The 804-nt window shown below is 51.1% G+C and carries 1 protein-coding gene; it reads left to right on the forward strand.

Going from position 1 to position 804, the window contains the following annotated elements; all coding sequences use genetic code 11:
- Positions 1-35 precede the first annotated feature (35 nt).
- Positions 36-767 (forward strand): LysR substrate-binding domain-containing protein, encoded by a 732-nt coding sequence (locus tag DOM57_RS21645; RefSeq protein WP_204353069.1) that lies wholly within the window; start codon positions 36-38, stop codon positions 765-767.
- Positions 768-804 lie beyond the last annotated feature (37 nt).

Raw genomic sequence — 804 nt, forward strand, 5'->3', positions numbered from 1 at the left:
CTTGACCACTACACTGGGACCTGGTTAGTGATCCTATGTTTGCGCTCATCAACGCGGTCAGTGCGACACAGTTTGATCCAGGAACCTCGAAACGCAGGTTTCGAATTGCAGTAACCGATATGTTCGTGGAGTTGGTCTGGCCTCAGCTGATTGAACTGCTTGAGCGTGAGGCGCCGGGAGTGGACGTCCATGCCGTTCCGTACACGCTGGAGGGAACGCACCATGATCTTAGGGAAGCTCATGTTGATCTGGCTATAGGTGTTCTCACTCAGCACGACCATAGTCTACGAAGTACGTGGTTATTCGAGGGTAGCTATTTGCTCGCTATGCGTGGAGACCACCCGCTTGCCGGAAGAACAATTATCATGGATAAGTTTCTGAGTGCCCGTCACCTAATTGTAACAATGTCAGGGGATGCGCACGGGTTCGTCGATAGTTATCTGAATCAGAAGGGACATAGCAGGCGTATAGCATCGACGGTAAACCATTTTTCGATTGTACCGAAAATATTGCGAGCGTCAGACTTGATTGCGGCAGTACCCGAGTTGATCAGTCAGGATTACGGTTTTGTGAACGGGTTGTGGATGGGTGAGCTTCCTTTCAGCGTGGATCCTACCAGCCTGTATCTAATCTGGCATGCTCGGCACGATCGTGATCCCGGTATTGTCTGGTTGCGAACACACGTTGAAAGACTTCTTCAAGAGCGCTGGCATGACATCATGACCAAGTCCCCATGCAGCCACCTCACCTCCAAAGCGATTGCATAGGCAAAGCATTCTATCGATCAGAGCCCCCGAGTTCGAC

The organism is Salinicola peritrichatus (assembly GCF_003206715.1).
In the GTDB taxonomy this organism is placed as follows: Bacteria; Pseudomonadota; Gammaproteobacteria; order Pseudomonadales; family Halomonadaceae; genus Salinicola; species Salinicola peritrichatus.